This is a genomic window from Mesorhizobium sp. LMG 17147, assembly GCF_024297145.1.
GTDB lineage: Bacteria > Pseudomonadota > Alphaproteobacteria > Rhizobiales > Rhizobiaceae > Mesorhizobium.
On record NZ_JANCTC010000006.1, the window covers coordinates 1 to 19079 of the forward strand.

The following is a 19079-nucleotide window of genomic DNA, read 5'->3' on the forward strand; positions in this document are numbered from 1 at the left end:
TCGCGAAGATCATCCGAAAGCGGTCGCGTCATCCGATACTGGCCTCCACTCCAGCCAGCATCTTGAATCACAGAACCGACTGATCGGGAATCCCCTTCGATTCCGTCAAATCAGGAACCGCTCTAGCTCGCAGCGCTCGCAGCCGACTGGATCAAACGCTGCGATTGCCGCGCCCGAAAACGCGGCTCAGAAACTTGCCGAACCGAAAAGCGATGCCATTGTCAGCACTCTGACGTCTGTCAGCATCAACATCGGCTTTTCCCCCTGAAAAGTCGCTGATAAGCACCAGAAGAAGATCAAGAAAAGGACGAGAATCGCGGTGTCGATCGGACCGTAGCTGGAATATCTGCCGCGCGAAATCAGCGCACCGCTACCGACAATGAGAAACGCAGCAGAGTAGGCGGGGTGAAACTTTTTCATCCCACCAGATTATCTGAGAATCATCGCGAACGGAAGCTGCTGCCTTAGTGGATCGAGTTCATACTTAGTGGATCGAGTTCATAGGCCGTATCCGATTACTTCTCCGAAACACCAGCCTCCGCAAAACTTGCCATCCTGGCATGGCATTCGAGTGCCGAGCGGACGACGTTGACGGCGAGGCAGGCGCCGGAGCCTTCGCCGAGCCGCATGCCGAGGTCGAGCAAGGGCGGCAGGCCGAGCGCCTCCAACAGGCGACGGTGGCCGGATTCGGCCGAGACATGGGCTGCCAGCGTGTGGGCGAGGCCAGCAGGGTGCAGCGCTGCCAAAGGTGCCGCTGCGGCGGTGCAGACGAAGCCGTCGAGCAATACCGGCACGCCGAGATGACGCGCAGCCAGCGTTGCGCCCAAGATCGCCGCAAGCTCGCGGCCGCCGAGGGCCGCCGCTACCTTCAGCGGATCGGCCAGCGCCGGGGCGTGGCGCTTCAGGCCGGCCTCGATGGCGACGATCTTGCGCACGAGGCCGGCATCGTCGACGCCGGTGCCGCGCCCAGTCCATCGTTCGGCGCCGCCGCCGAACAGCGCGGTTGAGATGGCCGCCGCCGGCGTGGTGTTGCCGATGCCCATTTCGCCGAAGCAGACGAGGTCGAGGTCCTTGCTGACCGCGTCGTAGCCGGCCGAGACAGCGGCGAGGAAGGCCTCGTCGTCCATCGCCGGCTCTTGCGTGATATCGCCGGTCGGATGATCCAGATCAAGCGGGATGACGTCTAGCTCCGCGCCGGCGATGCGGGCAAGCTGGTTGATGGCGGCGCCGCCGCCGGCGAAATTCGCCACCATCTGCACGGTGACCTCCGACGGGAAGGCCGACACGCCTTGCGCGGTGACGCCGTGATTGCCGGCGAAGACGAAGACCTTGACACGGTCGAGCTTTGGCATGTCGCGGCCCTGCCAGCGCGCCAGCCAGGCGACTATTGTCTCCAGCCGGCCAAGGCTGCCTTGGGGCTTGGTCAGCGTGTCCTGGCGGCGGGCGACGGCATTGGCCGCGGCGTCGCTGCCAATGGGCAGGCCGAGGCAGGCGGCGCGCAGTTCATCGAGCGATTTGAAAGGCATGGGGGCAAAATCTCCGAAACAGAGTCAGGAAAGGGAAATGGAAGCGACGAGCAGGATTGCGATCTCGCCCAGCTGCTGAAGGGCGCCGACGGTGTCGCCGGTCTGGCCGCCGATCTGGTTGAGGCAAAGCGCGCGGAAGGCGGCGAATGACAGACCGAGCAGGATGATCGCGAAAACGGCAGCGCCGAACCCAAGCGTCAGCAGTGCGACCGCACCGAGTACGGCACCGATGCCAGCTGTTTTAGCCGAGACGGTCCCCGCTTCGGCCGAAAGGCCGTCGCTGCGGGCCGGCTGCAGCAGGTGCATGAAGGCGCCGAGCAGGCCGCGCGAGGCGGCATGCGCGGCAATGAGGGCCCAGAAGACATGAGCCGGGCCGGCGAGTTCTGAGAGCGCGCTCCAGCGGATCAACAGCGAGATGCCGAGCGCGCAGGCGCCGTAGGCACCGATGCGGCTGTCACGCATGATCTCCAGTTTCCTGTCGCGGGTCTTGCCGCCGCCAAAACCATCAGCAACATCCGACAGCGCGTCCTCATGCAGGCAGCCGGTGACAAGCAAGATCGCGGCAAGGGCGAACGCTGCAGCAGGACCTCCGGCTAGGCCCAGCGTCGTGCCGACGGCGCAGGCCAGCGCACCGGCCATAGCGACGGCGAGACCGGCGACCGGTGCAGCCCAGATCGCAGCGGCAAGGCTTCGGCCACGGAAGTCGGCTCGCGGCAGCGGCAGCCGGGTAAAGAAGACGAGGCAAAGCGCGATATCATCGAGAATTTGCTGTTGCGAGGCCTTCATCCGGCCCTCGCAATGGCATGGAAGAACGTGCCGCTGACATTGCCGCGCCGGTAGCCGGAGGCGCCGAGCGGGTTGCCTTGCCCGTCGGCGAGATCGGCCAGCGGCCCGTCATTGCCGGTCGCAACCATCTGCGCGTAGTGGAACTCATGGCCGCGGATCAGCGTGCCTTGGCTGCCGAGCGGACAGCCGGACCGCAGCCGCGCCTCGCGGTAGCCGAGATTCATCTTGCGCTTGGCGAAGCTGGTCGAATGGCCGAGCAGGCCAAGCATCCGATGCGTCTCGCCCGATGCGTCCTCGAGCGCTTCGCCCAGCACCATGAAGCCGCCGCACTCGCCATGCACCGGCCGCGTGGCGGCGAACCTCGCCATGCCCGCCCTGAAATTCGCAGCGGCGGCGAGGCGGCCGGCGTGGAGCTCGGGATAGCCGCCGGGCAGCCAGCAGACATCGCAATTGTCGCCGGGCGCTTCATCGGCGAGCGGCGAGAATGGGACGATCTCGGCGCCGGCCTTGCGCCAATGCGCGGCAACGTGCGGATAGAGGAAGGTAAAGGCGGCGTCCTCGGCGAGTGCAATGCGCTGGCCGGGGGGCGGCAGCGCGTCGCCGAAATTGCCAGGCGCGGGCGTGAATGGCGCCGCCAGAGCCATGATGGCGTCGAGGTCGAGCGAGCGCTCGACCATATCGGCCAGCCGGTCGAGATGCGCCATCAGATTCTCATATTCGCCGGCCTGGACGAGGCCGAGATGGCGCTCGGGCAGGTTGAGCGAGGGATCGCGCAGGATAGCGCCGACCACAGGCAAGCCGAGCGCTTCGATGGCATCGCCGCACAGTCGGCGGTGGCGTTCACTGCCCAATCGGTTGAGCACGGCACCGGCCATGCGCACATCCGGGTCATAAGTAGTAAAGCCCTTGGCAACGGCCGCCGCCGTGGTCGACTGGCCGGAAACGTCGAGCACCAGCAGCACCGGCAAGCCATAAAGTCGGGCAAGGTCGACGGCCGAGCCGGTGCGGCCCGGAGCAGCCGGAATCCCGTCGAACAGGCCCATGGCGCTTTCGAGGAAGATAAGATCGGCATCTTCGGTCGCTTCGCCGGCCAGTGCGTTAAGGAGGGCGGGCGGCATTGCCCAGCTGTCGAGGTTGATGCCGGATAAGCCTGTGGCGGCGGTGTGGAAGCCGGGGTCGATATAGTCCGGGCCGGACTTGGCGCCGCGCACCTTCAGGCCGCGCCGGGCGAGCGCGCGCAGAATGCCGATGGTGACGCTGGTCTTGCCCGAGCCCGAGCGCGGCGCGCCGATGATGATGGCGCGGGTCATGGCTCGCCCGCCAGTGCCGCACGCATAGCGACAATACCCCCGACGACGATCAGCGCCGGCGAGGTCAGACCGGCGGCCGCTGCCTCTTCCGCAATGGTGGCGAGCGTGGCGACGACGATCCGTTCCTGCGGTGTCGTCGCAGCGACAATCACCGCGGCGGGCGTCGAAGGCGCCAGCCCGCCCTCGAGCAGCGAGGCGGCGATCAGCGGCAGATTGGCCATGCCCATATAGATGACCACCGGCTGGCCGGTACGGGCGATGGCCGCCCAGTCGAGATCGTCATCGGTGCCGGCGGCGTGACCGGTCGCCAGGATCAGCGCCTTGTTGATGCCGCGCATGGTGCCGGGAATGCCGGTGGCGGCCAGCGCGCTGAGGCCGGACGTCAGGCCAGGCAGGATGCGGAACGGGATGGTTTTCCCGGCCAGCGCCAGCGCCTCTTCGCCGCCACGCCCGAAAATATAGGGGTCGCCCCCCTTCAGCCTGACGACGCGCCGGCCCGCGCGCGCCAGCCGAACCAGCAGAGCGGTAATGTCGTCCTGCTTCATCGATGGCTTGCCACCGCGCTTGCCGGCATAGAACAGTTCCGCGCCCTCGGCGACGGCGACTACCGCGGGCGAGACCAGCGCGTCATAAACCAGCGCATCGCACTGTCCGAGGGCGGCCAGCACTTCCAGCGTCAGGCAGCCGGGATCGCCAGGGCCGGCACCGGCCAACCAGACATGACCGGGCTCCAGCTGGCGCGGCTTGAAGTTCAGCCGGGTGAGCGCCTGCCCGACCGTAGTGTTTCTATTGCTGCCGCTCACAATCCGTCCCGTCCGCGAAAGCGCCGCTGGTAGTGCGCGTCATACAGTGAACTTTCGCCAAAGCCTTCCGCCGCCAGCGAGCGGCCGACGAAGATGATTGCCGTGCGCTCCATCGGATCGGCGGCCAATTGCGCCTCGATGGTGGCCAGCGTGGCGGTCAGCACGCGCTCGTCCGGCCAGGAGGCACGGAAGACGACCGCGACCGGGCAGTCGGCGCCGTAATGCGGCGTCAGCTCGGCGACGACGCGGTCGATGGCGTGGATGGCAAGGTGGATGGCCAGCGTGGCGCCGGTGCGGCCGAAGCCGGCCAGCGTTTCGCCGGGCGGCATTTTCGAGGCGCGGCCGGAGATGCGGGTCAGCACCAGGCTTTGCGCGACTTCTGGAATGGTCAGCTCGCGGCGCAGCGCTGCCGCCGCAGCGGCGAAGGACGGCACGCCCGGCGTCAGCGTATAAGGGATACCATGCTTCTCCAGCCGGCGGATCTGCTCGGCAACTGCGCTCCAGACCGACAAATCACCGGAATGCAGGCGGGCGACATCATGGCCGGCCGCGTGGGCGGCCACATATTCGGCCTCGATCTCGTCGAGTGACATCGGCGCGGTGTCGATCAACCTCGTTCCGGGCGCGCAGTGCTGCAACAGCTCCGGCGCCACGATCGATCCGGCATAGAGGCAGACGGGACAACTGCCGAGCAGGCGGCTGCCGCGCAAGGTGATGAGATCGGCAGCACCCGGGCCGGCACCGATGAAGTGAACGGTCATGCCGCATCTCCGCTGATGGCGATGGCGCAGGTGACAGCACCGAGCACCGTGCGCGGTCCGAGCAGCTTTGCGCCTTTGCCGGCGGCGGCAAGCGCCGAGGCTTCGGAAACAGACGGCGTGCCGGCATGCTCCTGTGATAGGTCGGAGTGGCTGGTCGTAGATGCAGCTTTGAGTTCGTCCTGCTCGACAACGATCACCGGGAGGCGGAGTTCACGTCCGGCGGCGAAGATTGCCGCTTCATCCTGCTTGAGAGACGCGGTCGCGAGGGCTGAAAGCGCGGGCAGGGCAAGCCCGTGCGCCTCCAGCGCGGTTTCTACCGCAGCAAGCACGTCGCGTGCGCTGACACCTTTGCGGCTGCCGATGCCCGCGACCATCATGGCTTGGCCCAACTCCATTGCGTGACCGGCATAGCCGGCCGCCAGGCCTGCATCGAACCAACCGGCGAAGCACGGGATATAGCGATCCGGGTAAGCTCGCCTCCGAGCGCAGCGTGACGGGAAAGCAGCAGTACCTCCATCTCCAGGGTCACTGCGTTGGCGACTAGGCGGCCGCCGGCAGGTAAGGCATCGATGGCTGTTTCCAGCACGCCGGCATCGCTGCCGCCGCCGCCGATGAAGATCGCTGCCGGCGTTTCCAGCCCGGCAAGAGCTTGCGGTGCCGAACCTTCAACGACGGCGAGACCGGGAACGCCGCAGGCCGCGGCGTTGCGTCGGATGCGGGCGGCGCGGGCCGGATCGGCCTCAACGGCGATGGCACGCATGGAAGGATGGGCCAGCATCCATTCGATGCTGATGGAGCCCGATCCGGCGCCGATGTCCCACAGCAGTTCGCCGCGCCTTGGCGCGAGAGCGGACAGGGTGACGGCGCGCACTTCGCGCTTGGTGATCTGGCCGTCATGCTCGAACAAACGATCGGCAAGTCCCGCTGTCAGCGGCAGGATGGGTGCTTGCGGAGTCGATTCAACTTCGATCGCGAGCACGTTGAGCGGATTGATCTTTGCGAGGTCGAAGGTGCCGGCGCTCGCCGAGCGCAGCCTTTCCTTCGGCCCGCCCAGTGCCTCCAACACCGTCAGCCGCGACGCGCCGAAGCCGAGCTCGGTCAGGAGACGGGCAATCGCTTCCGGTGCATCGCCGTCCGAAGTCAGCGCGAGAATGCGGGTGCAAGGATGCAGCAACGGCCGGATCAGGTCGAGCGAGCGGCCATGCAGCGAGACGGTCTCGGCGTCCTGCAGCGCCCAGCCCAGGCGTGAGGCGGCCAGCGAGAAACCCGAGGGCGCGGGGATCACCCGCATATCCTCTGCCGCGACCTTGCGGGCGAGGGTGACGCCGACACCGTGGTAGAAGGGATCGCCGGAGGCCAGCACGCAGACGCGTCTGCCGGAGAGCGCCAGCACGTCGCGCATCTCGGCATCGAAAGGCGTCGGCCAGGCGCGCGCTTCACCTTTGACCAGTGATGCGACAAGGGCCAGGTGGCGCTTGCCGCCGAAGACGAACTCGGCCTCAGCGATCAACCGCTTGGCCTCGTCGCCGAGACCCGCTACACCGTCCTCGCCGATGCCGACGATCGTGAGCCACTTTGAGGTGAGCTTGGCGCCGCGCGGAGCTTCAGCAGGCATGATGACCCACCGCATTCTGATCCTCGGCGGAACCACCGAAGCACGGCAACTGGCCGGCAAGCTTGCCGCGCGCGCGGATATTTCGGTGATGCTGTCGCTGGCCGGTCGCACCGAAAACCCGGCCGCGCAGGGGGTGCCGGTGCGGGTCGGCGGCTTCGGCGGTGCCGGCGGGCTGGCGGCGTATCTCCGCCAGAACAAGATCGACCTGCTGATTGACGCCACGCATCCCTATGCGGCGCAAATCTCCGCCAATGCGGCGGACGCTGCGCATGAGGCTGGCGTGCCGATCATGGCGTTCAGGCGCCCAGGCTGGCAGAGGGTCGAAGGCGATCGCTGGATACTGGTCGACACCGTTGCCGGTGCGGTCAAGGCGCTGGGATCGGTGCCGCGCCGTGTGTTCCTGGCGCTCGGGCGGCAGGAGGTCGCTGCCTTCGAGGCAGCTCCCCGGCATCATTATCTCATTCGCAGTGTCGACCCGGTCGAGCCCAGGCTCGCTGTGCCCGACGCGGCCTATCTCTTGGCGCGCGGGCCGTTTCATGAGGTCGATGAGCGCGCGCTGCTCGAAAGCCGTGGCATCGAAGTCGTTGTTTCCAAAAACAGCGGCGGCGAGGCGACCTACGGCAAGATCGCCGCGGCGCGGGCGCTCGGTGTCGAGGTGGTCATGATCCGCAGGCCGGCGTTGCCGGACGTTACGTCGGCGGGAACCATCGAATCGCTTGCCGCTATGGTCGATCATTTTCTGGTCGGTCATGTTCTTGGGCCCGCTGCCGAACGCGGTGTGTAGACCAGCGCGGCCTTGTCACGCCGCTTGATGATCCTGGTTTCCGGCGAGCCGATGATGATGCAAGTCGCCATGTCAGCCTTCGCGGCATCGGCGTCGGCCAGCAGAAAAACCTCGATGCGCTCGTCGGGGCGGCCGGCGGCACGGCCGAAGATCACCGGCGTGGTGCCGGGCAGGATCGCCGTCAGGCACTCGAAGGCGCGGCCAAGCTGCCAGGGGCGTGCCTTGCTGATCGGATTGTAGAGCGCGATCACGAAGCCGGCGCCCGCCGCGGCAAGCAGGCGCAGCTCGATCAAATCCCACGGCTTCAGATTGTCGGACAACGAGATGGCGCAGAAATCATGGCCGAGCGGCGCGCCGATGCGGGCGGCGACAGCGAGCATGGCGGTGATGCCGGGCACGATAGCGATGTCGACCGTGCGCCATTCGGGTGGGCCCGCCTCGATCGCCTCGCAGACGGCCGCCGCCATGGCGAAGACGCCGGGATCGCCGCCCGACACGACGGCGACATCGTGGCCTTCCGCAGCCTTCAGCAGCGCGTCCCTGGCGCGTGCGAGTTCCTCGCGATTATCGGAAGCGACGCGGGTCTGGTCGGGACGCAGATCGAGCCGGTCGAGATAAGGCTTGTAACCATAGAAGAATTTTGCCTCGGCAACGGCGCGGCTTGCCTCCGGCGTCACCTGGTCGGCGTTGCCGGGCCCGAGGCCGATGACGGTGAGGCGGCCGCTCATGCTTCGGCTCTCAATGCGCTAGGCCGGCCCGACCAGCCGGCCACCAGCACGATGGCGAAATAGGGCGCCTGGTCGTCCTTTTTGTCGGCCAGCCGCATCGAGACGCCGCCCGGCATGGTGCCGCGCTCGACATAGATGGCCCGCGCCAGCTTGTCGGTTGCCTCCAGCGCGCGCCTGATCTTGGGCAGGTTGCGGCCGACCTTCATGATCACCGCGGCGTCGGTGTCGGCGAGGCGACGCGTCAGCTCGAATTCGCTCATCGTGCCCGGCAGCACCGTCAGCACGTCGTCGCCCTGGACGATCGGCAGGCCGGTCGCCGACCAGCAGCCGGACATGGCCGTGACGCCCGGGATGACTTCGGTCGGAAAACGGTGCGCCAGCCGGACATGAAGATGCATGTAGGAGCCGTAGAAAAGCGGATCGCCTTCCGAAAGAACCGCGACCATCCTGCCGGCGCTTAGGTGCGCGGCGACCTTTTCGGCCGATTGCTCATAGAAATCGGTGATCTGCGAGCGGTAGTCGCTGTGATCCTTGTCGATCTCGGTCGTCACCGGATAGAGCAGCGGCAGTTCAATCAAATCGGGGCGAAAATGCGCGCCGACGATGGCCCGGGCGTTGCTGTTGTTGCCGCGCTTGGCGAAATGCGCGACGACTTCAGCCTCGGCCAACACGCGCACTGCCTTCAGCGTCAAGAGTTCCGGGTCGCCGGGTCCGGTGCCGACGCCGACAAGCCTGCCTTTTGCAATCGCATTCATAGGCCCGGCCTCGCCAATGCATTGAGGGCGGCGGCGGTCATGGCGCTGCCGCCCAGCCGGCCGCGCACGACGGCGTAAGGCACGCCATAGGAATTTTCGGCCAGCGCATCCTTCGATTCGGCGGCACCGACAAACCCGACTGGCATGCCGATAATCGCCGCCGGCTTCGGCGCGCCGTCGCGCAGCTTTTCCAGCAGATAAAACAGGGCGGTCGGCGCATTGCCGATGGCGACGACCGAACCGGCCATGCGCTCGCCCCACAGGTCGATCGCCGCGGCCGAGCGGGTGTTGCCGATCTTTTTCGCGATGTCGGCGGTCCGCGGATCGCGCAGCGTGCAGATTACCTCGTTGCCGGCAGGCAGCCGGGCGCGCGTGACGCCGTGCGAGACCATCTGCGCGTCGCAGAAGATTGGCGCGCCGGCGTCCAATGCTGTGCGCGCGGCGGCGACGAAATCGGTCGAGAAAACGAAGTGCCGCGCGGCCTCGACCTGGCCGCATGCATGGATCATGCGGATAGCGACGTCGGTCTCGGCTTCGGAAAAGCGCGACAGGTCGGCCTCGGCGCGGATGATGGCGAAGGAGCGCTCATAGATCGCCGTGCCATCATGGATGTAGTCGTAGGCGGTCATGTTCATTCCTGTCGGTAAGCTTTGACGACGCCCGCCGTGCCGAGCCTCGCCAGGCAGGCGGCAGCGGTTTCGCCGGGATGTCGTGCGCTGCGGATCGCCGCTGCAACGCGGCCGATGCCGTGCGCGGCGTCGTAGCCCGGCCTGTATCCGGCGGGCATTGCCTTTGCCGTCCCGTCCACGACAAGTCCGGCTCCGTTTTCGCCACCGACCAGGGTCAGCGCCGCCGGACCGGGATGGGCGCAGCCCTTGGCGCAGCCGGAGATGTGCAGCGTCAGCGAGGAATCGAGGATGTCGCGGTTTTCTGTAGCGATGATCTCGGCGATGTCGCGGGTGGAGATGCGGCCGGAGGCACAGGCGGGTGCGCCGGGGCAGGCGGCGATTTTCGTGCGCGGATCGGCTGCGTCGGTGACAAAGCCGAGGGTGGCGGCTGACTGCTGAAGCGAGTGGTAGGCGGTTGGCCAAAGGCCGATGAAAAGCAGCGCGCGGCTTGGAGCGAGGCGGATTTCGGTGACGCCCAGGGCGATGGCTTCTTGCGTGAGGCCGATGAGTTTTTGCGCGGGCATGCTGCCGAAGGGCAGGCCGATGCCGAGGGCACGGCCGTTGCTCAGGTTGAAGATACCAATGGGCGGGCGAAAGCGCTCGACGGCGCGCCCCTCTGTCCTGCCGGACATCTCCCTCTCTAGGGGGGAGATTGCGCCTTGGTCTCCGCCTTCCCTAATCGCCGAAGTCGCGCCAAATACCAAGGCAGCAGAAGGACGGCCGTCGGCGGAGCTGCCGATCTCCCCCCTAGAGAGGGAGATGTCCGGCAGGACAGAGGGGGGCGCGAAGGAATGCCAGCTTGCGAGAGATCTGCGCTGCCGTTCCGTCAAATCCCTTGCGTGAGCGTCGCGGCCTTTTTCGGCGACCATCCTTAGAATCGCGACGGCGATATCACGGGCTGCTTCCTCCTCGGCCATGGCGAGAGGCTTGGCATTCTGCCCGTCGCCAGCAACGGCTATCAGCCAGCGGACGCCCGCGTCGGTTCTGATCGCAGCCAGTTGTATGTCGGCCGTCACCGCATCCATCGTCAGTTGCCCGCCGCCGTCGATGACGACTGAAACCTTCGGACCGAGCCTTGTCGTCAGACCAGCCGCTTCAATCGCCACCCGAATCCGCTCCGCCATCGGGCGCGGGTCGGCTATCTCCTCCGGGTCGAGCCCGGCCAGCGGGCCGGTCTCGACCGGCACGCCGGTGCGCACCGCGATGCCGAGCGCATCGACCTCCATCGCCAGCAGCCGCGCGCTTGCCGGCGTCAGGCCGCGTATCTGCAGACCGCCGCGGGCGGTCACTTCCATGATGCCGTTGCCATGGCGCAAGGCGGATTCGCAGAGTCCGATCAACGACTTCGGCAACAGTCCTCCAGCGACCGGATTGAGCCGCACCAGCAGCCCGTCGCCGGTTTGCATCGGCGCGGACAAGGCAGGGCAGGCGCCACGGCGCGAGAAAGCGTTCATGCCGCCACTCCCAGAGCTTGCGCTTTGGCAATCAGTGCGGCGAGATCGTCATCGATCGAGTTGCGCAGCGGATGCCAGAGCCCGCGCCGCCGTGCCGACAGCAAACGCTCGGCAATCACCTTCGCCGCCGCCGGGTTCTCGCGCAGGATGAAGGCGCGCACCACGGGGTCGCCGAGATAGGCGTCGTGCACGGCCTCGATCAGCGTGCCTGATATGGCATGGGTAGTCTCCGCAAAGCCGACCAGCCGGTCGACCGTCTCGGCGAATTCCGAGGCGCCGCGCGGCCCGTGCCGCATCTGGCCGGCGATGAAGCGCGGGTTCACCGCGCGGGCGCGAACTACCCGGGATACGGCCTCACCAACCGAGCGCGGCTTGGGCTTTTGCGGGTCCGTGGTGTCGAGCACGATCACGTCGGCGTTCTTGCCGAGCGCGGCAAGCGCTGCCGAAAAGCCGCCGATAAAGGCGACGTCGGCCGAGCCTTCGAGGATGTCGCGGCCGGGGTCGTCGCCGGTATGAACCAGAAGGTCGGCCTCAGCGATGCGACCCTCAAAAGCGCCGGGCGCCGAAATGCCTTCGCCCTCGGCGCCGCCATAGGCATGCGAAGTGGCGTCGAGATAGGCGCGGCCGATCTCTTCGCGCGCCGACCAGTCGCCGCTCGACAACAAGTCCTCGACGCCGGCGCCGTAAGTGCCCGGCGAGGTGCCGAAAATGCGCGGGCTGATCTTTCCATCCGCGCGGGTGCTGGCCGCCAGCGGGTTTTCCGAATCGTCCTCGTCGCGGGCGGCGACGGCGTTGGCGGCGGCATCGATCAGCGCGATCTGGGTCGGGAACATGTCGCGGAACAGGCCCGATATGCGCCAGGTGACATCGACGCGCGGGCGGCCGAGCGTTGCCGGCGGCAGCACCTCGATGCCGGTGATGCGGCCGGTGGCTGAATCCCATTGCGGCCGGCAGCCCATCAGCGCCAGGCCTTGCGCGATCTCCTCGCCGCCGGTGCGCAGCGAGGCCGACCCCCAGAGGTCGATGACCAGCGAGCGCGGCCAGTCGCCATGCGATTGCATGTAGTTGCGCAAGACCTCGTCGGCGGCCGCCCTGCCGAGATCGAACGATGTCGGCGTCGGCATGGTGCGTGGGTCGGCGGTGAACAAATTGCGGCCGGTCGGCAGCACATCGCGCCGGCCACGCGCCGGTGCACCGGCCGGACCGGCAGCGACATGGCGGCCGTCGAGCGCGGCAAGCAGTGCGGTTTTTTCAGCTGCCGCACTTTGCCGCCGTAGCGGATCAGCCTCGCCCTCAGGCGAGCGGCCATAAATATGCAGGCCATCCTTGATGGCGAAATCCTTGAGATCGCAGAGCCAGGCGTCGATGCGGCGCAAAGCCTCGTCGGCTGCGTCGGTCCTGGCGACACCAGCCTCTGAGGCGAGGCCGGTCTTTTCCGCCGTTTCGACTATCAGCTTCGCCAGGCGGTCGCGGCGGCGGCGGTCGAGCCCGTCGGCCTGGGCATATTCGTCGACCAGTCGTTCGAGCCTGTGCTGGTTTTCGTCCAGCCCGGCGCCGGTCAGCGGCGGCGGCAGATGGCCAAGCGTGACGGCGGCAACGCGCCGCTTGGCCTGCGCTGCCTCGCCGGGGTTGGAGACGATGAACGGATAAATGACGGGCAGGGCGCCGGTGACGATTTCGGGAAAGCAGTTTTCGCTGAGCGCAACGGTCTTGCCGGGCAGCCATTCCAGCGTGCCGTGGGCGCCGACATGGACAATTGCATGGATGCCGAGCGACTGGCGCAGCCAGAGGCCAAAGGCGACCAGCGCATGGCGCGGCGGCAATGTCGGGTCGTGATAGTCGGCGCGGCGGTCGACCGAGCGCCCGCGATCGGGGGCGAGCGCCACGGTGATGTTGCCGAACGTGGCCGTGCGGAAGCGGAATTTGGCGACAGCAGGCGCTTGAACACCCCCCTCTGTCCTGCCGGACATCTCCCCCGCAAGGGAGGAGATTGCTCCGTGACTTCTGCTTTCGCCAACTACCGACCGTATTAAGGTAGAACCGTCGGCGAAACGGCCAATCTCCCCACTTGAGGGGGAGATGTCCGGTAGGACAGAGGGGGGCGCCTCGCGCGAACCTGTCTCATCTTCCGCCTTACCCCATGCCGCCTCCACGGCAGCGAGTGCCGCAGTCGGTAACTCTGCAGAAAGAGCGAGATAATCGTCCAGTCTCAGCCCACCATTGCCCCGTTCCAGCAAATCCAACAACTCCCTTGGCGTTTGCGGAATCCTTTCAACGGCGTAGCCCTGTTCGCTCAGGTCGTGCAGCATTGCCAGCACGCTGGACGGCACGTCGAGGCCGACGGCGTAGCCGGTGCGACCGGGGGCGCTCGGATAGTCGGGGATCAGGATGGCGAGCTTGCGTTCCGCGCGCGGCGTCCGCCGCAGGCGCACGAATGCCTCGATACGGTTCGCCACTTGCGCGACGCGGTCGGGCTCTGGCCGGTTGGCGAAGGCGCGGAAGGCCAATGCGGGATCGGTTTCGCTTTCGCCCTTGAAGGAAATGGCGCCGGCCAGGATGCGGCCGTCGAGCTCGGGCAGGACGACATGCATGGCAAGGTCGGCGGGCGCCAGGCCGCGCTGATTGGTTTGCCAGATGTCGCGGCGGGTGGTTGCGACGATGACCTGGAACACCGGCACGCCGGCGCGGTCGAACAGGGTTTCAACGCCCGGCTCGGCCCCGGAGGCGAAAGCTGTGGCGGTGATGATGGCGGCAGGCTTCAGCGTTGCAAGCGCGGTTTCAACAAAGGCGAGTGAGGCCGGGTCCTTGAGGCTGGAGACGAAGATAGGCACGGGAGCCATGCCGCGCGCGCTCAGCGCTTCGAAAAGCGCGTCGATGGGCGCGACGTCGGCGGCGAGCAGCATCGAGCGGTAGAAGAGGATCGGCACGACTTCTCCCTCCCCCTCGAGGGGAGGGTGGCCCGAAGGGCCGGGTGGGGTCGTTGCGGCAGTGCTCGACATTTTTTTCTGTCGGCGCGCTTCAAAGTGTTGGCGCGCTTCGGAGAGGACCCCACCGCCGGCCTTCGGCCGGACCCTCCCCTCGAGGGGGAGGGGGACGACCCCCAGCCCCGGCTCGTAAAATCCCGCCTTTGGCACGCTAACAGGTTCGGCTATCGCCGCACCCGATCCAGCGAGACTTGCCAGCCTCTGCACCAGCGCCGTCATATTTGCCGGCCCGCCCTCGCGGAAATAGCCCAGCAGGGCGTCCAACTCCTCGCGCGGCAGCGTCGAGCCTTCGATCAGTCGCAAATCCTCGTCGTGGCTCTCGCCCGGTAGGAGCGCCAGCTTGATACCGCGATTTCGCGCGATAACGGCGAGCTGGTCGCAGCCATAGCGCCACCACTCGTAGCCGCCGAGAATGCGGACCAGAATGACCTTGGCATGGCGGGCGACGCTCTCGGTCCAGAGGTCGACGGACATCGGATGGCGCAGGTCGCGCAAGGCGGCGAGCCGCATCGAGGGCAGGCGGTCCGCATCCGCCTTCCACGCCGCCGCCAGCCCGGCCAGGTCGCTGTCGGTGAAGGACAGGGCCACGACATCCGCAGGCGTTTGCCTGAGATCGACAGGCTCGGCGAGATCGTCGAGCGAGGCGGATGTGGTGGTGAGGATGTGCATCGCGGCTCGTACCTGGGGTCAGCCGGCGAGGATACGCTCTATCGCCGGGCGGTTCAGCCCTTTCAGACCGATGACGACGAGGCGCGAGCGGCGGTCGTCGTCAGCCGTCCAGGTGCGGTCGTAATAATGGTTGACGCGCGGACCGACAGCCTGCAGCAGGAGCCGCATCGGCTTGCCGCCAACCTCGACGAAGCCCTTGACGCGCAACACGTTTTCTTCCTCCGCCGCCGTGGCGACGCGTTGTGCGAGCTCGTCCGGGTTGGACACGGACGCGATGTCGATGACGAACGAGTCAAAATCGTCATGTTCGTGGTCGAGCTCGTCGTCGTGATGGGTCTTGCGGTTCTCGATGTCGTCCTCGACGGCGAGGCCGAGGCCGAGCAGCACCGACGGATCGACCTTGCCTTGCGAAGTCGGCACGATCTTCACCGCCCGCGCAACATGCTTGCCGATGACGGCATTGGCACGGGCCGAGCCGGCTGCGTCCATCAGGTCGCTCTTCGACAGGATGATCAGGTCGGCGCAAGCGAGCTGGTCCTCGAATACTTCCTCGACCGGATCGTCGTGTTCGAGCGTCTCGTCCTGCGCGCGCTGCGCCTGCAGGGCGTCCATGTCGTTGGCGACGCGGCCATCCGCCAGCGCCGGTCCGTCGACGACGGCGATGACGCCATCGACGGTCACCCGGCTCTTGACCGACGGCCACTGGAAGGCCTGGACCAGCGGCTTGGGCAGGGCCAGCCCGGACGTCTCGATCAGGATATGGTCGACCCTCGGCATCAGCGACAGGATCTGGTCGAGCGCCGGGACGAAATCGTCGGCGACGGTGCAGCAGATGCAGCCATTGGCCAGCTCGACGATGTTTTCCTCGGGGCAGGTATCGATGCCGCAGCCCTTCAGGATCTCGCCGTCGATGCCGATGTCGCCGAACTCGTTGACGATGATGGCCAGCCGCTTGCCTTTGGCGTTCTCGAGCAAATGGCGGATCAATGTCGTCTTGCCGGCGCCGAGAAATCCGGTAACGACGGTGCAGGGGACGCGCGAAAGGGAGGCAGCGGTCATATCAAGTCCTTCAAAAGGTCGATGGGAGGGATGCGGGCAACCAGACCGCGCTTCAGGCAATCGGGACGGCCGCGCCACGGAATGAGCCCATCCGTCGAGGTGGCGAACAGCTTTGCGCCGGTCACGAGATCGGCGCCGCTGGTCGCGGTCAGGTCGCCGAAGACGTAACTCCAGCAGCCGTCGCGCAGCATGGCGGCGCTGAGCCGGCGCTTGCAATTGCCGAGGCATTCGACGGTGCGGATTTTGATGTTTTCGCCGGAAGCGGCGCGGCGCGTGTCCTCGGCGAGCAGTTCGCCGGCGCGGGGATGAGCGTCCGAACCGGTCTCGTCACGGCAGGAAGAGCAGACGATGACGGTAACGCCGGCCAGGGAATCGTCAGGGCCGGACAATAAATCCGCTGTCTCAGCCGAAAAACTGCTGTCGCGTTCCAAATCAGGCTCCTTGCCCGGAAAACCCGCCAGGCGATCGGATTCTTATGTCCTAGACGGCAGGTCTCCTGGCTCGCGGGTCATCGCCTTGGTGCCGCCTTCCCGGGAATATCCCAGTGGTTTTCGGCCTTGGCTCGTCGCTTACAGTTGCGGGGACAGCCGCGGATTTGAAATCGAGATTTCGCACCGCATTCCCTCTTGGCCCTTGCCGTTGCGGGCAGGGGACCGTCTGAAACGGATTTAGGCTTGTGGAGGCAGTCGTGTCAACGTACGTCTATGACGCGGCGATATCTGCGAGCGGCCGGCCAAGGTCGCCGGCAGCCGTCACCTCGATGCGCTCAAGCCCGAGCCAGCCCTGCATCTGCTTCAATTCCTCGAAGAGTTCGGCAGCGGTTTGTGGCGGGGCGCCGGGCTCCGCATAGGCGGCATGGACGCGCAATACGCCGGCCGGACGGTCGGCCCTGAGGTCGACGCGCCCGACGATGCTGTCGCCGAGCAGGAACGGCAGCACATAATAGCCATACCGGCGCTTTTCGGCCGGCGTGTAGATCTCGATGCGGTAGTGGAAGTCGAACAATCGCTCGGTGCGCGACCGCTCGAAGACCACGGGATCGAACGGCGCAAGCAAGGCGCGCGCCTCGATCCGGCGCGGCAAACGGGCGTTCTTGTGGAGATAGGCTGTTTTGCTCCAGCCGTCGACGCTCACCGGCAGCAGCTCGCCAGCCTCGACCAGCTCCTCGATGCGGCCCTTGATATCGGCGGGCGAGAGGCGGAAATAGTCGCGCAGGTCGCTTGCCGTGGCGATGCCATGGGCGCGGGCGGAGATGCGCAGCAATTCGCGGTGAGCGTCCTCGGGAGCGGGCGTTGGCAGACTTAGTATCGTTGGCGGCAGCACGCGCTCCGGCAGATCGTAGAACCGCTCGAAGCCGCGGCGATGGGCGGTGGTGATGCGGCCGGCCCAGAACAGCCATTCGAAGGCGTGCTTGGCATGGCTCCAGCCCCACCAGCCGCCCGAACCCTTCTGGCCTTCGAAAGCCGACGCCGCGATCGGGCCTCGTTCGGTGACCTCGCGATAGATTTCTTCGATATACGCGGCGTGCTCGCGGCCCCATTTGGCCAGTCCGCTGTACATTTCCTCGCCGCGCTCGGCCCGCTGCATGCGCCAGCGCATCAGCGGATAGGTCTCGACCGGCAGGAAGGAGGCTTCGTGCGCCCAATATTCAAAGACCATGCGCTTGCGCGTTATGGCGGCGTCGTCGAGCAGCGCCAGCTTGTAGGGGCCAAGCCGCGAATAGAGCGGCATGTAGTGGGCGCGCACCACGGCGCTGACGGAATCGATCTGCAGCAGGCCGGTACGGGCAAGCACGCGGGCCAGATGTCGGCGGTCGGGTGTACCGGCGGGTCGGGGGTCATTGAATCCCTGTGCCGCCAGCGCGATGCGGCGGGCCATGCGAAGTGAGATTTTTTCCTTCATCAATGCGGGTATCCTGATGATGCCGGACAGAGCAGAGAATCTGCGATTCCGCGCCCATGCTAGCAGGGTTTTGGCGGTATCCATGTCAGGAGAGAAAAGTGGAGTGAAAAGTGAAAGAAATCAAACAGGAGCGGATCTGACCAGTTTTCCCGGATATGCCGCCCAGCACCGCGATTTGAACAAGGTTTGACTTGCTTCGCCGAAAGCGCTGCGCTAACCCTCGCCGCGTTGCAGCATAGAGCCCCCTTAAAACGGTTCAGTGGTTAAACTGTCACGCTTCCGCAAGTGGGTCCGGTGCTGTAATCAGAGTGGATTGGCCGCCAACGGAAACTGCAGCATGAACGCACTTTTAGGTTCGTACCTGCCCATCGTCCTGTTCATCGGCGTGGCGCTGGTGGTCGGGCTGGCGCTGCTTGCCGCACCCTTCCTGGTGGCCTACCGCAACCCCGATCCGGAAAAGCTTTCGGCCTATGAATGCGGCTTCAACTCGTTCGACGATGCGCGCATGAAGTTCGACATCCGCTTCTACCTGGTGTCGATCCTGTTCATCATCTTCGATCTGGAGGTAGCCTTCCTGTTTCCTTGGGCGGTGTCGTTCAGCCAGATCGGCATGCTCGGTTTTTGGTCGATGATGGTGTTTTTGGCGGTGCTGACCATCGGCTTTGCCTATGAATGGAAAAAAGGAGCGCTGGAATGGGATTGAACGACAGTTCCGGCACGCTCGTCGCGCCGAAGCCCAAGGGCCTCATCGACCCCAACACCGGCAGGCCGGTGGGGGAGGATGATCCGTTCTTCCTGGAGATCAACAACGAGCTCGCCGACAAGGGCTTTCTCGTCACCTCGACCGAGGCGCTGATCACCTGGGCGCGCAGCGGCTCGCTGATGTTCATGACCTTCGGTCTCGCCTGCTGCGCGGTCGAGATGATCCATACCTCGATGCCGCGCTATGACTCCGAGAGGTTCGGTGTCGCGCCGCGCGCGTCTCCGCGTCAGTCCGACATCATGATCGTTGCCGGCACGCTGACCAACAAGATGGCGCCGGCGCTGCGCAAGGTCTACGATCAGATGCCGGAGCCGCGCTATGTCATCTCGATGGGCTCCTGCGCCAATGGCGGCGGCTATTATCATTATTCCTATTCGGTGGTGCGTGGCTGCGACCGCATCGTGCCGGTCGACATCTACGTGCCCGGCTGCCCGCCGAGCGCCGAAGCGCTGCTCTACGGCATCCTTCTGCTGCAGAAGAAGATCCGCCGCACCGGCACGATCGAACGGTAA

General features: G+C 66.2%; 20 protein-coding genes and 1 riboswitch. Of the genes, 5 read left to right on the forward strand and 15 right to left on the reverse strand.

Features of this window, described 5'->3' with window-relative positions; translation table 11 throughout:
* Positions 1-268 (forward strand): hypothetical protein (locus NMG46_RS13160; RefSeq protein ID WP_254818085.1); only part of this gene is annotated, 268 nt, incomplete at its 5' end.
* 247 nt (positions 269-515) lie between these two features.
* On the opposite strand, the gene cobT is transcribed toward NMG46_RS13160, so the two are convergent.
* Genes cobT through cbiE form a run of 7 tightly spaced genes read right to left on the reverse strand, consistent with a single transcriptional unit; the run spans position 516 to position 6801 of the window.
* The gene (gene cobT, locus NMG46_RS13165) at positions 516-1526 is read right to left on the reverse strand and encodes a nicotinate-nucleotide--dimethylbenzimidazole phosphoribosyltransferase (RefSeq protein WP_254818086.1); all 1011 of its coding nucleotides are present in this window, start codon (positions 1524-1526) and stop codon (positions 516-518) included.
* Between the two features lie 24 nt (positions 1527-1550).
* A complete protein-coding gene (gene cobS / locus NMG46_RS13170; RefSeq protein ID WP_254818087.1) occupies positions 1551-2312 on the reverse strand; it encodes an adenosylcobinamide-GDP ribazoletransferase in 762 nt (253 codons plus the stop codon).
* Positions 2309-3622, reverse strand: coding sequence for a cobyrinate a,c-diamide synthase (locus NMG46_RS13175; RefSeq protein WP_254818088.1), 1314 nt, complete (start codon positions 3620-3622; stop codon positions 2309-2311). The genes cobS and NMG46_RS13175 overlap by 4 nt, the downstream gene beginning before the upstream one ends.
* Entirely contained in the window at positions 3619-4425 is an 807-nt protein-coding gene (gene cobA, locus NMG46_RS13180; RefSeq protein WP_254818089.1) for a uroporphyrinogen-III C-methyltransferase, read from the reverse strand. The genes NMG46_RS13175 and cobA overlap by 4 nt, the downstream gene beginning before the upstream one ends.
* Positions 4422-5186, reverse strand: a complete 765-nt coding sequence (gene cobM, locus NMG46_RS13185) for a precorrin-4 C(11)-methyltransferase (protein ID WP_254818090.1) — start codon at positions 5184-5186, stop codon at positions 4422-4424. The genes cobA and cobM overlap by 4 nt, the downstream gene beginning before the upstream one ends.
* Positions 5183-5563 carry a cobalamin biosynthesis protein gene (locus NMG46_RS13190; RefSeq protein ID WP_254818091.1) on the reverse strand — a complete coding sequence of 127 codons (381 nt, stop codon included), beginning with the start codon at positions 5561-5563 and terminating at the stop codon, positions 5183-5185. Before NMG46_RS13190 ends, cobM begins: the two co-directional genes overlap by 4 nt.
* Positions 5560-6801 carry a precorrin-6y C5,15-methyltransferase (decarboxylating) subunit CbiE gene (cbiE, locus tag NMG46_RS13195; RefSeq protein WP_254818092.1) on the reverse strand — a complete coding sequence of 414 codons (1242 nt, stop codon included), beginning with the start codon at positions 6799-6801 and terminating at the stop codon, positions 5560-5562. The genes NMG46_RS13190 and cbiE overlap by 4 nt, the downstream gene beginning before the upstream one ends.
* A 1-nt stretch (position 6802) precedes the next feature.
* Here cbiE and NMG46_RS13200 point away from each other — a divergent pair, with 1 nt between their 5' ends.
* Positions 6803-7585, forward strand: coding sequence for a cobalt-precorrin-6A reductase (locus NMG46_RS13200; protein WP_254818385.1), 783 nt, complete (start codon positions 6803-6805; stop codon positions 7583-7585).
* Here the strand turns inward: NMG46_RS13200 and NMG46_RS13205 are convergent.
* From NMG46_RS13205 to NMG46_RS13240, 8 genes are all read right to left on the reverse strand, one after another.
* Entirely contained in the window at positions 7549-8313 is a 765-nt protein-coding gene (locus NMG46_RS13205) for a precorrin-3B C(17)-methyltransferase (protein WP_254818093.1), read from the reverse strand. The two genes, NMG46_RS13200 and NMG46_RS13205, sit on opposite strands and share 37 nt — an antisense overlap.
* On the reverse strand, positions 8310-9068 hold the full coding sequence (locus NMG46_RS13210) for a precorrin-2 C(20)-methyltransferase (protein ID WP_254818094.1): 759 nt from the start codon (positions 9066-9068) through the stop codon (positions 8310-8312). Before NMG46_RS13210 ends, NMG46_RS13205 begins: the two co-directional genes overlap by 4 nt.
* On the reverse strand, positions 9065-9697 hold the full coding sequence (locus tag NMG46_RS13215) for a precorrin-8X methylmutase (RefSeq protein WP_254818095.1): 633 nt from the start codon (positions 9695-9697) through the stop codon (positions 9065-9067). The genes NMG46_RS13210 and NMG46_RS13215 overlap by 4 nt, the downstream gene beginning before the upstream one ends.
* A 2-nt stretch (positions 9698-9699) precedes the next feature.
* Entirely contained in the window at positions 9700-11190 is a 1491-nt protein-coding gene (gene cobG, locus NMG46_RS13220; protein WP_254818096.1) for a precorrin-3B synthase, read from the reverse strand.
* On the reverse strand, positions 11187-14843 hold the full coding sequence (locus NMG46_RS13225; RefSeq protein ID WP_254818097.1) for a cobaltochelatase subunit CobN: 3657 nt from the start codon (positions 14841-14843) through the stop codon (positions 11187-11189). Before NMG46_RS13225 ends, cobG begins: the two co-directional genes overlap by 4 nt.
* Before the next feature lie 18 nt (positions 14844-14861).
* Entirely contained in the window at positions 14862-15902 is a 1041-nt protein-coding gene (gene cobW / locus NMG46_RS13230; protein ID WP_254818098.1) for a cobalamin biosynthesis protein CobW, read from the reverse strand.
* Entirely contained in the window at positions 15899-16333 is a 435-nt protein-coding gene (locus tag NMG46_RS13235; protein ID WP_254818099.1) for a DUF1636 family protein, read from the reverse strand. The genes cobW and NMG46_RS13235 overlap by 4 nt, the downstream gene beginning before the upstream one ends.
* 37 nt (positions 16334-16370) lie before the next feature.
* A riboswitch (cobalamin riboswitch) is annotated at positions 16371-16575 on the reverse strand.
* A gap of 29 nt (positions 16576-16604) precedes the next feature.
* Positions 16605-17804 (reverse strand): winged helix-turn-helix domain-containing protein, encoded by a 1200-nt coding sequence (locus NMG46_RS13240; RefSeq protein WP_254818100.1) that lies wholly within the window; start codon positions 17802-17804, stop codon positions 16605-16607.
* On the opposite strand from NMG46_RS13240, the gene NMG46_RS13245 reads away from it, so the two are divergent.
* The 3 genes from NMG46_RS13245 to NMG46_RS13255 all read left to right on the forward strand — a co-directional run bounded on the left by NMG46_RS13245 (position 17779) and on the right by NMG46_RS13255 (position 19079).
* Positions 17779-17994, forward strand: a complete 216-nt coding sequence (locus NMG46_RS13245; RefSeq protein WP_254818399.1) for a hypothetical protein — start codon at positions 17779-17781, stop codon at positions 17992-17994. The two genes, NMG46_RS13240 and NMG46_RS13245, sit on opposite strands and share 26 nt — an antisense overlap.
* Positions 17995-18141: 147 nt before the next feature.
* Positions 18142-18507, forward strand: a complete 366-nt coding sequence (locus tag NMG46_RS13250; RefSeq protein WP_023720750.1) for an NADH-quinone oxidoreductase subunit A — start codon at positions 18142-18144, stop codon at positions 18505-18507.
* Positions 18498-19079 carry an NADH-quinone oxidoreductase subunit B family protein gene (locus NMG46_RS13255; protein WP_023720749.1) on the forward strand — a complete coding sequence of 194 codons (582 nt, stop codon included), beginning with the start codon at positions 18498-18500 and terminating at the stop codon, positions 19077-19079. Before NMG46_RS13250 ends, NMG46_RS13255 begins: the two co-directional genes overlap by 10 nt.

What these genes read in the sequence shown, in the direction of transcription:
- cbiE (WP_254818092.1), bottom strand. Translation starts at nt 6,801, where the DNA reads ATGCCTGCTGAAGCTCCGCGCGGCGCCAAGCTCACCTCAAAGTGGCTC.
- NMG46_RS13245 (WP_254818399.1), top strand. Translation starts at nt 17,779, where the DNA reads ATGCGAAGTGAGATTTTTTCCTTCATCAATGCGGGTATCCTGATGATG.
- NMG46_RS13250 (WP_023720750.1), top strand. Translation starts at nt 18,142, where the DNA reads ATGAACGCACTTTTAGGTTCGTACCTGCCCATCGTCCTGTTCATCGGC.
- NMG46_RS13190 (WP_254818091.1), bottom strand. Translation starts at nt 5,563, where the DNA reads ATGATGGTCGCGGGCATCGGCAGCCGCAAAGGTGTCAGCGCACGCGAC.
- NMG46_RS13175 (WP_254818088.1), bottom strand. Translation starts at nt 3,622, where the DNA reads ATGACCCGCGCCATCATCATCGGCGCGCCGCGCTCGGGCTCGGGCAAG.
- cobM (WP_254818090.1), bottom strand. Translation starts at nt 5,186, where the DNA reads ATGACCGTTCACTTCATCGGTGCCGGCCCGGGTGCTGCCGATCTCATC.
- NMG46_RS13225 (WP_254818097.1), bottom strand. Translation starts at nt 14,843, where the DNA reads ATGCACATCCTCACCACCACATCCGCCTCGCTCGACGATCTCGCCGAG.
- cobT (WP_254818086.1), bottom strand. Translation starts at nt 1,526, where the DNA reads ATGCCTTTCAAATCGCTCGATGAACTGCGCGCCGCCTGCCTCGGCCTG.
- cobW (WP_254818098.1), bottom strand. Translation starts at nt 15,902, where the DNA reads ATGACCGCTGCCTCCCTTTCGCGCGTCCCCTGCACCGTCGTTACCGGA.
- NMG46_RS13215 (WP_254818095.1), bottom strand. Translation starts at nt 9,697, where the DNA reads ATGACCGCCTACGACTACATCCATGATGGCACGGCGATCTATGAGCGC.
- cobS (WP_254818087.1), bottom strand. Translation starts at nt 2,312, where the DNA reads ATGAAGGCCTCGCAACAGCAAATTCTCGATGATATCGCGCTTTGCCTC.
- NMG46_RS13255 (WP_023720749.1), top strand. Translation starts at nt 18,498, where the DNA reads ATGGGATTGAACGACAGTTCCGGCACGCTCGTCGCGCCGAAGCCCAAG.
- NMG46_RS13240 (WP_254818100.1), bottom strand. Translation starts at nt 17,804, where the DNA reads ATGAAGGAAAAAATCTCACTTCGCATGGCCCGCCGCATCGCGCTGGCG.
- cobG (WP_254818096.1), bottom strand. Translation starts at nt 11,190, where the DNA reads ATGAACGCTTTCTCGCGCCGTGGCGCCTGCCCTGCCTTGTCCGCGCCG.
- NMG46_RS13200 (WP_254818385.1), top strand. Translation starts at nt 6,803, where the DNA reads ATGACCCACCGCATTCTGATCCTCGGCGGAACCACCGAAGCACGGCAA.
- NMG46_RS13205 (WP_254818093.1), bottom strand. Translation starts at nt 8,313, where the DNA reads ATGAGCGGCCGCCTCACCGTCATCGGCCTCGGGCCCGGCAACGCCGAC.
- NMG46_RS13210 (WP_254818094.1), bottom strand. Translation starts at nt 9,068, where the DNA reads ATGAATGCGATTGCAAAAGGCAGGCTTGTCGGCGTCGGCACCGGACCC.